The 8,694-nt window shown below is 71.2% G+C and carries 9 protein-coding genes and 2 pseudogenes; 6 read left to right on the forward strand and 5 right to left on the reverse strand.

Features of this window, described 5'->3' with window-relative positions:
* Positions 1-146 precede the first annotated feature (146 nt).
* Positions 147-1,091, reverse strand: coding sequence for a DUF389 domain-containing protein (locus tag DEP02_RS20305; RefSeq protein WP_112469111.1), 945 nt, complete (start codon positions 1,089-1,091; stop codon positions 147-149).
* 27 nt (positions 1,092-1,118) lie between these two features.
* On the reverse strand, positions 1,119-2,108 hold the full coding sequence (gene coaA / locus DEP02_RS20310; protein ID WP_112469112.1) for a type I pantothenate kinase: 990 nt from the start codon (positions 2,106-2,108) through the stop codon (positions 1,119-1,121).
* A gap of 202 nt (positions 2,109-2,310) precedes the next feature.
* On the opposite strand from coaA, the gene DEP02_RS20315 reads away from it, so the two are divergent.
* Complete coding sequence (locus DEP02_RS20315; RefSeq protein WP_438947784.1) at positions 2,311-3,099, forward strand: hypothetical protein; 789 nt, start codon at positions 2,311-2,313, stop codon at positions 3,097-3,099.
* A gap of 129 nt (positions 3,100-3,228) precedes the next feature.
* Positions 3,229-5,076, forward strand: a complete 1,848-nt coding sequence (glmS, locus tag DEP02_RS20320) for a glutamine--fructose-6-phosphate transaminase (isomerizing) (protein ID WP_112469114.1) — start codon at positions 3,229-3,231, stop codon at positions 5,074-5,076.
* A 91-nt stretch (positions 5,077-5,167) separates the two neighbouring features.
* On the opposite strand, the gene DEP02_RS20325 is transcribed toward glmS, so the two are convergent.
* Together DEP02_RS20325 and DEP02_RS20330 are read right to left on the reverse strand one after the other, a co-directional pair.
* Entirely contained in the window at positions 5,168-5,371 is a 204-nt protein-coding gene (locus DEP02_RS20325) for a DUF397 domain-containing protein (RefSeq protein ID WP_112469115.1), read from the reverse strand.
* Positions 5,372-5,380: 9 nt separating this feature from the next.
* A pseudogene (locus DEP02_RS20330) lies at positions 5,381-5,560 on the reverse strand (Scr1 family TA system antitoxin-like transcriptional regulator); the annotation flags it as partial.
* On the opposite strand from DEP02_RS20330, the pseudogene DEP02_RS34900 reads away from it, so the two are divergent.
* The 3 genes and pseudogenes from DEP02_RS34900 to DEP02_RS20345 form a co-directional block, all read left to right on the forward strand.
* Positions 5,542-5,720, forward strand: a pseudogene (locus DEP02_RS34900) (ATP-binding protein); the annotation flags it as partial. The pseudogenes DEP02_RS20330 and DEP02_RS34900 overlap by 19 nt on opposite strands.
* 71 nt (positions 5,721-5,791) lie before the next feature.
* Positions 5,792-6,004, forward strand: coding sequence for a DUF4287 domain-containing protein (locus DEP02_RS20340; protein ID WP_112469117.1), 213 nt, complete (start codon positions 5,792-5,794; stop codon positions 6,002-6,004).
* A 24-nt stretch (positions 6,005-6,028) separates the two neighbouring features.
* A complete protein-coding gene (locus DEP02_RS20345; protein WP_112469119.1) occupies positions 6,029-6,400 on the forward strand; it encodes a holo-ACP synthase in 372 nt (123 codons plus the stop codon).
* A gap of 45 nt (positions 6,401-6,445) precedes the next feature.
* Here the strand turns inward: DEP02_RS20345 and DEP02_RS20350 are convergent, their stop codons facing one another.
* Positions 6,446-8,224 (reverse strand): PP2C family protein-serine/threonine phosphatase, encoded by a 1,779-nt coding sequence (locus DEP02_RS20350; RefSeq protein ID WP_112469118.1) that lies wholly within the window; start codon positions 8,222-8,224, stop codon positions 6,446-6,448.
* A 168-nt stretch (positions 8,225-8,392) separates the two neighbouring features.
* On the opposite strand from DEP02_RS20350, the gene DEP02_RS20355 reads away from it, so the two are divergent.
* Positions 8,393-8,694 (forward strand): NAD(P)H-hydrate epimerase (locus DEP02_RS20355; protein ID WP_332871990.1); only part of this gene is annotated, 302 nt, incomplete at its 3' end.

Raw genomic sequence — 8,694 nt, forward strand, 5'->3', positions numbered from 1 at the left:
CGTGGTCGGCCGTACGGCCGGGGCCGGGCGTACGGCCGACCACGGACCGGCCGCAGGCCACAGGACCTGTCAGCCCAGGTGAGCGGGGCTGGCGCGGGCAGTTGCAAGGCGGAGCAGGACGCGCTCCGACCTGATCCGTCGGCGGTCTAACCGGCTTTCCCGGTGCCGCGCTCGCGCTGTCTCGACCAGAGCCATTTCTGGACGAGCAGGGTGAGCGTGCCGGCCAGGACGATGCCGGACAGGTTCAGCAACAACTGGACCGTCGATCCCCAGGTCTGGGCGGTGTCGCCGTAGGCGAGGGCGACGGCGGCGTTGGCGGCGGCCGGGATGGTCGTCACGGAGATCGCGACGCCGACCAGGGCGCCGGACTTGGCGGACGTCAGGGAGAGCGTGCCGGCGGCTCCGGCGAGGACCGCCACGACGAAGGAGAACGCGTCGGGGACGGCGACGAAGCCGGTGCCGGGCCGTGGGCCCTCCAGCTTGGCCTCGCTGAACAGCCCGACCGCGTCCATGGACAGCGCGAAGCCGACCGTCACTGTCATCGCCAGCGCGAAGCCGGCCAGCAGGGCGGTCAGCGAGCGCAGTGCCAGTCGCGGCGCCCGCTGCACCAGCGCGGTGGCGATGCCCGCCAGCGGCCCGAACTCCGGTCCCACGGCCATCGCGCCGACGATCAGGACGGCGTTGTCGAGCACCACACCGCACGCGGCGATCATCGTGGCCAGCGTGATGAAGGCGAGGTAGGTGACCGAGAGCGAGGACTCCTCGCTCGTGGCCTCCGCCAACTCCTCCCACAGCACCGCGTCGGCGGCCTCGCCCGGCGCCTTCTTCTCAGCCTGCTCGGCCTGCTCGGACAACGTCAGGTCGAGGTTCTCGACGGTGATGGAGCCGCTGCGGTCGACCCCCAACTCCCTCAGCCCATCGAGGAGTTCGTCACCGGCTTCGCGCGCCACATCGCACAGGACCACGTCACCGGCAGGTCTGCGGGCCGCGGACGGCAGGACGACGAGGTGCGCGGTGCCGACCGCCGACTCGATCAGACGCACCACGTCGTCGGTCTGCTCGGGCGGTGTGATCAGGCGCACATGCAGCATGGAGGGCAGCGTAGACGTCCGTGCACGTCACAACTTGCGCAGGCTCAGCCGCTGCACCTTGTGATCCGGGCCCTTGCGCACCACGAGCGTGGCCCGGCCGCGGGTGGGCGCGATGTTCTCCACGAGGTTCGGTTTGTTGACGGTCCGCCACATGGTGTGGGCGTAGTCGAGGGCCTCCTCCTCGGACACCTGTGTGTACGTGCGGAAGTACGAGGACGGGTCCTGGAAGGCGGTCTCGCGCAGCCGCTTGAAGCGGTTGAGGTACCAGCGCTCGATGTCCTCGGTGCGCGCGTCGACGTACACGCTGAAGTCGAAGTAGTCGGCGAGCCCGACCCGGGTGCGGCCGTCCTTGCCGGGCAGGGCGGGCTGCAGGACGTTGAGCCCCTCGACGATGAGGATGTCGGGGCGCCGTACGGTCAGCTTCTCGCCGGGGACGATGTCGTAGATGAGGTGGGAGTAGACCGGGGCGGTCACCTCGTCCTTGCCGGCCTTGATGTCGGCGACGAAACGGGTGAGCGCGCGGCGGTCGTACGACTCCGGGAAGCCTTTGCGTGACATCAGGCCCCGTGCCTGGAGCTCCCGGGTCGGCAGCAGGAACCCGTCGGTGGTGACCAGTTCGACCCGCGGGTGCTCCGGCCAGCGGGACAGCAGTGCCTGCAGCAGCCGGGCCACGGTCGACTTCCCGACGGCGACCGATCCCGCCACCCCTATGACGAAGGGCGTACCGGACTGGGACCCCTGCTCCCCGAGGAACGTGTTCAGCGCGCCGCGCAGCCCGTCAGTGGCGCCGACGTAGAGGTTGAGCAGCCGCGACAGCGGGAGGTAGATGTCCCGCACCTCGTCGAGGTCGATGACGTCACCCAGACCGCGCAACCGCTCGACCTCCTCGGCGGACAGCGGCAGCGGCGTCTTGGCGCGCAGCGCGCTCCACTCGGCGCGGGTGAGGTCGACGTAGGGAGTCGCCTCCGGCCGGGACCGGTGGGCGCTCCGGGATATCGAGGAGACCGGAGAGATCACAGTCCATTGTTAACGGAGTTCGAACCGCGCGCAGGGTGGGCTGTGTCACGTGGGGAAGAGGAGATCACGTCGGTGTCACGGTCGGGTGTCAGGTGGCGAATTCATGATCATCTGTGGGGTCGCTGTGCGTAGGCTGCGCCGGAACCGGTGCGGAGATGTCCGCCGTCAGAAGAGAAGAGAGTGCCTTCCCGTGAGATCCCTCATGGTCCGTCGTACGGCCCTTGCCGCGTCCGCCGCCGCTCTGGCCCTGCTCGCCACCGCCTGCGGCGGTTCGTCCGACAGCGACAGCTCCGGCAGCTCGGACAAGGCCGGTGACGGCAAGACCGCCCAGGCGGACAAGACCCCCTCCGCGGCCCCCGCCAAGGCCCTGACCGCCGACGAGTTGGAGAAGGCCGCGCTCACCCAGGCGGACGTCAAGAGCGGCAAGGTCACCACCAAGGTTCCGGCGGCGGACGACGTCGCGCAGGACAAGGTGAAGGCGGACGACGAGGCCTGCGCCCCGCTCGCGTACCTCCAGGCCGGCAGCTACGTCGGCGAGCCGGCGGCCACCGTGAAGCGGTCCTGGCTGGGCGACGCGCAGAAGCCCGAGGCCGGCGCGAAGCCGGAGGACGCCATGCTGGCCGCCCTGAACCGGGCGAAGGTCGTGGCCACGCTGGCCTCCTACGAGGACGGCGGCGCCGAGCAGGCGATGAAGGAGCTGAACACGGCCGCGACGAAGTGCGCCGACGGCTTCTCCTACGCCATGGGCAGCGACAAGGTCAAGATCGTCAAGGTCGCCACCACGGACGCGCCGCAGGGCGCCGACGAGGCACTGGCCGTGACCGCGACGATGGACGCCGAGGGCGTCAAGGCACCGGTCAAGGGCGTCGTCGTCCGCAAGGGCGCCACCCTGGCCTACTTCCCCGCCTTCAACCTCGCCTCGGCCGCCAGCGGCAAGCACTTCGACTTCCCCGCGGAACTCGTCGACGCCCAGCTCGCCAAGCTGAAGTGATCCGGACTCCCACCGGTGCATGCCCTGCCCGGTGGGAGTTACCAGGACGCTTCCCGCCCCGGTGGGAATTTCCGATTTCGGGCACGAAGTCGCCACTTTCGCCCCGCGTCGGCCCGTAGGCTGCCGCCCATGTGCGGAATCGTGGGATACGTGGGGTCGCAGTCGGCGCTCGAGGTCGTGATGGCCGGGCTGAAGCGGCTGGAGTACCGGGGCTATGACTCGGCCGGCGTCGCCGTGCTCGCCGACGGCGGGCTGGCGGCGGCGAAGCGGGCCGGGAAGCTGGTCAACCTGGAGAAGGAGCTGGCGGACCGGCCGCTGCCGACCGGTTCCACGGGCATCGGCCACACCCGGTGGGCCACCCACGGCGGACCCACGGACGCCAACGCCCACCCGCACCTCGACAACGCCGGGCGGGTCGCCGTCGTCCACAACGGCATCATCGAGAACTTCGCCGCGCTGCGGGCCGAGTTGGCCGAGCGCGGGCACGAGCTGTCCTCCGAGACCGACACCGAGGTCGTCGCGCACCTGCTCGCCGAGGAGTTCTCCTCCTGCGCCGACCTGGCGGAGGCCATGCGGCTGGTGTGCCGCCGCCTGGAGGGCGCGTTCACGCTGGTCGCCGTGCACGCCGACGAGCCCGGTGTGGTCGTGGGCGCCCGCCGCAACTCCCCGCTGGTGGTGGGTGTCGGCGAGGGCGAGGCCTTCCTCGCCTCCGACGTCGCCGCGTTCATCGCCCACACGCGCTCGGCGATCGAGCTGGGGCAGGACCAGGTCGTGGAACTGCGCCGGGACGGGGTGACGGTCACCGGATTCGACGGCCGGCCGGCCGAGGTCCGCTCCTACACCGTCGACTGGGACGCTGCCGCCGCCGAGAAGGGCGGCTACGACTACTTCATGCTCAAGGAGATCGCCGAGCAGCCCAAGGCGGTCGCCGACACGCTGCTGGGCCGCATCGACGGGGCCGGCAACCTGACGCTGGACGAGGTGCGGATCAGCGCCTCGGAACTCCGCGAGATGGACAAGGTCGTCATCGTCGCCTGCGGTACGGCCTTCCACGCGGGCCTGATCGCCAAGTACGCCATCGAGCACTGGACACGGATTCCGTGCGAGGTGGAACTGGCGAGCGAGTTCCGCTACCGGGACCCGATCCTGGACGCGCAGACCCTCGTCATCGCCATCTCCCAGTCGGGCGAGACGATGGACACGCTGATGGCGCTGCGCCACGCCCGCGAACAGGGCTCCAAGGTGCTGGCCATCTGCAACACCAACGGCTCGACCATCCCGCGCGAGTCCGACGCGGTGCTGTACACGCACGCGGGGCCGGAGGTCGCGGTCGCGTCGACGAAGGCGTTCCTGACGCAGCTGGTGGCGTGCTACCTGGTGGCGCTGTACCTGGGGCAGGTGCGGGGCACCAAGTGGGGCGACGAGATCCAGGCGGTGATCCGTGACCTGTCGCGGATCGGCGGCGCGGTGGAGCGGGTCCTGGAGACGATGGAGCCGGTACGGCAGATGGCGCGCTCGCTGGCCGACAAGAACACGGTGCTGTTCCTGGGGCGGCACGTGGGTTATCCGGTCGCTCTCGAAGGCGCGCTTAAGCTCAAGGAGTTGGCGTACATGCACGCCGAGGGTTTCGCGGCGGGTGAGCTCAAGCACGGACCGATCGCGTTGATCGAGGAGGACCTGCCGGTGGTCGTGGTGGTGCCGTCGCCGCGTGGCCGGTCCGTTCTCCACGACAAGATCGTCTCCAACATCCAGGAGATCCGCGCGAGGGGTGCGCGCACGATCGTCATCGCGGAGGAGGGCGACGAGGCGGTGGTGCCGTACGCCGACCATCTGATCCGCATCCCGGTGACGCCGACGCTGCTTCAGCCGCTGGTCGCGACGGTGCCGTTGCAGGTCTTCGCGTGCGAGCTGGCGACGGCGCGGGGGAACGAGGTGGACCAGCCGCGGAACCTGGCGAAGTCGGTGACGGTGGAGTAGCTCCGGGCTCGGCTCGGGCGAGTTTCCCAGCCGTGATTTCCAAGTGGCCGCGGAAGCACGACACTGACCCGAGAAGCGGGCGGGCCCACGGTCACTGGTCAAGCGACGGGACGTCAGGCTTCAGTGACTCAAGGAAGGTGGCGAAGGTTCCGGTCGGGAAGGTGAGGATGGCCCGGGTCGGCGCCTTCGAGTCGCGGATGACTATGTGGGTGGGCGAGTTGGCGATCTCCACGCAGTCGTTGCCGTCGCCGGGGCCGGAGTAGGAGGACTTCCGCCAGTTGTCGGGGGTGGTCATGGAGGTTCCTCACAGTTCCTTCGTCAGCCTGTGGATGAAGTCACGCGACCGATCGGGGTCAAGTGATACAGCCTCCACCTCACGGAAAAGCGTTCGAAAGGCGGCGAGCTGTGCTTCTGAGTCGACGAAGGCAGTACCGTTCGGTCCGTCTCGCACCACGGTGTCCAGCTTGGGCACGGCGCCCCCCACAGATCGGTGCGTGGGACGCCGACCCCGCGCCGCCGGAGCCGCCGGTTCCGTTGGAGCGGGTGGCTGAGTCGGAGGAAGGGCGCGGACTGGCACTGGTCAAGGCCTGCGCCGATCTGTGTGTGGGGGGAAAGTCGTGTGGTGCGAGCTGGCCGCTGCCTGACCGATGAGTTTCCCGTTCCGCCTCGGTCGTACAAGCAATGACGTGCGACACGGGAAGGAACCGCATCCATCATGACCGCAACCGCCAAGGGCCCCGCCGGCTACTTCCCCTCCATCGAGAAGAAGTACGGCCGGTCGATCGCCGAGTGGAAGGACCTCATCCGCTCCTCGCCGCTGACCAAGCACAGGGAGCTGGTGAACTGGCTCAAGACCGAGCACGGTCTGGGGCACGGGCACGCCAACGCCCTGGTGGCGCACACGCTCCGGGAGGACGGCGGCGCGTGAGGAGCGGCCCGTAGGGTGCTCGGCATGAGCATCATCGGGGTCGGTATCGACGTGGCCGAGATCGATCGGTTCGCGGCGTCGCTGGAGCGGACGCCCAACCTGGCGCAACGACTCTTCCTGGAGAGCGAGTTGCTGCTGCCCAGCGGGGAGCGGCGGGGGATGGCCTCGCTGGCCGCGCGGTTCGCCGCGAAGGAGGCGGTCGCCAAGGCCCTGGGGGCGCCCGCCGGGCTGCTCTGGACGGACGCCGAGGTGTACGTCGAGGACAGCGGGCGGCCCCGGTTGAGGGTGACGGGGACCGTGGCGGCGCGGGCGGCGGAGCTCGGGGTCCGGTCCTGGCACGTGTCCCTGAGCCATGACGCGGGCGTGGCGTCGGCGGTGGTGGTCGCGGAGGGGTGACGGGGCGGCCGCCTCGACGCCCGTCGTTCTCGACGCCTGCCGTTCTCAGTGCCCGTCGTCCTCGCCGCCCATGACGCGGAAGGCGAGGATGGTGGAGTCGTCCCCGGGATGCGGTCCGATCAGGTGGCGGACGAGGTCACGGACGTACGTGTTCAGCGCCCGGCCACCCGGCGGGATGCCGTCGCGGGCGTACGACTCGGCGGCCCGCAGCAGGCGTGCCGTGTCCCGGTCGGGGTCCGAGTCGCGGCGTTCGATCATGCCGTCGGAGTAGAGCAGCACCACGTCGTCGGGGCTCAGGGCTGTTTCGGCCGCCACGTAGCTTTCGCCGGTCAGGACGCCCAGCGGGATGCCGGGGCCGCCCGGCGGTGGGTCGAGCAGGTGTGCCCGCCGGTCGCGGACCAGGACGGGCGGCGGGTGGCCGGCACAGGTCCAGCGCAGCAGACAGGGGCTGGGGGAGTAGTGGGCGATGATCGCCGTGGCGGTGGACTCGTCGCCGTCGTCGCAGGCGACCGCGTTGAGCCAGGAGGTCAGCAGTTCCACCGGCTCACCGGTGAACGCCAGACCCACCAGGGCGAACCGCAGCTTCGCCATCAGCGTGACGGCGTCCAGCCCGTGACCGCGGGCGTCGCCGAGCGCGACCAGCACCTGGCCCGTGGGCAGGACGCGGGTCTTGTACCAGTCGCCGCCCACGCGGGCCGTGGGCGCCTCGGTGCGGTAGACGACGGACGTCTCGATGCCGTACCGGGCCAGTTCCGCCGGGAGGCTGGGCAGGACGGTCTGGCGCAGCCGCTCGGCCACCTCGGCGACCGTGTCCGCCCGCTCCCGCTGCGCCCGCGCCTGGGCGACCGCCCGCTCCGCCAGTGCCCGGCTGCGGCGGTCCTCGGTCACGTCGTGGAGCACCGCGCGTACGGTCCACACGGGGCCGCTTTTGGGACCGACCGGTTCGGCGACGAAGCGGACGATCCGGTTGTACGGCGGGGGCAGGCGCAGCTCGCAGTCCACGATGTCCTGATCGCGAAGCAGGACGCCGCGAACAGCCCGGTACAGCGGCTTCAGGCTGTCCGCCGTCACCATGCGGCCCAGCTCCAGCAGGTCGGGCATCGGGTGCGGCTCCGGCAGGCCGAGTACGTCACACAGCTCCGCCGACGCCTCGACGGACCCGTCGCCGAGGTTCCAGTCGACCCAGGAGACCCGCACCAGGTGCTGCGAGGCCCTGCCCCTCCGGGCGCTGTCCCCGTGCTCCCAGATGAGCAGCAGCACACCGCCGCAGGGCACTACGCGCACCTCGCCGCCGATGCGCACCGTCTGCTCACCGGGCCCGGGCAGCGACCACTCCGCGGACTCGGGACCCTGGGCCCTTCCCGTCCGGTGGGCCGCGGTGAGCATGCGGGGCACAGGCGTGTCCACCATGTGGGGGAAGCGCTCCCACAGCGGCACCGCACCGGCCCACGGCGGGAGTGCCTCGGGCGGGAGGCGGCGGGCGGAGTGGTTCCGGGCGGCGATGTTCTCGCCCAGGTAGGAGAAGTCCGCCACGGAACCCTCGGCGTCGAGCACCGGGCGGACCACCATGGTGGGGAGCGGCAGGGCGTCCAGCAGTTCCCGGGCCGGAGGCTCGGGCGCGGGCACAGGGGAGGGAGGCGAGGGCGTACGGGCGTCGGGGTGCGGCTCTCGCACGGGTACGGCGTGGGCGGTGACGTACTCGGCGATCCGCGACCGCTGTTCGGTCAGCAGCGTCTCCAGCGAGTGGAGCCGTCGGCGGGAACGCTCGTTGCCGGAGGACCCGGCCGTGTGCGACGCGCCGGCCCGCACCGGGTCGTCCGCCATCTTGCTCGTGCCCCTTCCGCTCGCGGTGCGGTACCCACAGGTGCCGGTCACTCCCATGCTCGACGACCCGCCGGAGGCGGGCCACTCGGCGGAAGGCGGCGTGCCCCGGCCGCCGCCTCCCCCGACTTCGCGTGCGGGGCCGGGCGGATCCGGGGCAGACTCGACCGCATGCGTACCGGGTACAGCGTGGAGACGGTCAGGACAGCCGAACGCGCGCTCATGGCGCGGCTCCCCGAGGGGGCGCTGATGCAGCGGGCGGCGGCCGGACTCGCCGCCGCGTGCGCGGACTTGCTCGGGCGGGTGTACGGGCGGCGGGTGGTGCTGCTGGTCGGCAGCGGGGACAACGGGGGTGACGCGCTGTACGCCGGGGCGCGGCTGGCGCGGCGCGGGGCCGGGGTGGTCGCCGTGCTGCTGGCGCCTGATCACGCGCACCCCGGCGGCCTCGCCGCGCTGCGCCGGGCGGGCGGGAG

It is taken from the genome of Streptomyces triticisoli (assembly GCF_003270085.1).
Lineage (GTDB): Bacteria > Actinomycetota > Actinomycetes > Streptomycetales > Streptomycetaceae > Streptomyces > Streptomyces triticisoli.

What these genes read in the sequence shown, in the direction of transcription:
- DEP02_RS20305 (WP_112469111.1), bottom strand. Translation starts at nt 1,091, where the DNA reads ATGCTGCATGTGCGCCTGATCACACCGCCCGAGCAGACCGACGACGTG.
- DEP02_RS20345 (WP_112469119.1), top strand. Translation starts at nt 6,029, where the DNA reads ATGAGCATCATCGGGGTCGGTATCGACGTGGCCGAGATCGATCGGTTC.
- glmS (WP_112469114.1), top strand. Translation starts at nt 3,229, where the DNA reads ATGTGCGGAATCGTGGGATACGTGGGGTCGCAGTCGGCGCTCGAGGTC.
- DEP02_RS20325 (WP_112469115.1), bottom strand. Translation starts at nt 5,371, where the DNA reads ATGACCACCCCCGACAACTGGCGGAAGTCCTCCTACTCCGGCCCCGGC.
- DEP02_RS20315 (WP_438947784.1), top strand. Translation starts at nt 2,311, where the DNA reads ATGGTCCGTCGTACGGCCCTTGCCGCGTCCGCCGCCGCTCTGGCCCTG.
- DEP02_RS20340 (WP_112469117.1), top strand. Translation starts at nt 5,792, where the DNA reads ATGACCGCAACCGCCAAGGGCCCCGCCGGCTACTTCCCCTCCATCGAG.
- DEP02_RS20350 (WP_112469118.1), bottom strand. Translation starts at nt 8,224, where the DNA reads ATGGCGGACGACCCGGTGCGGGCCGGCGCGTCGCACACGGCCGGGTCC.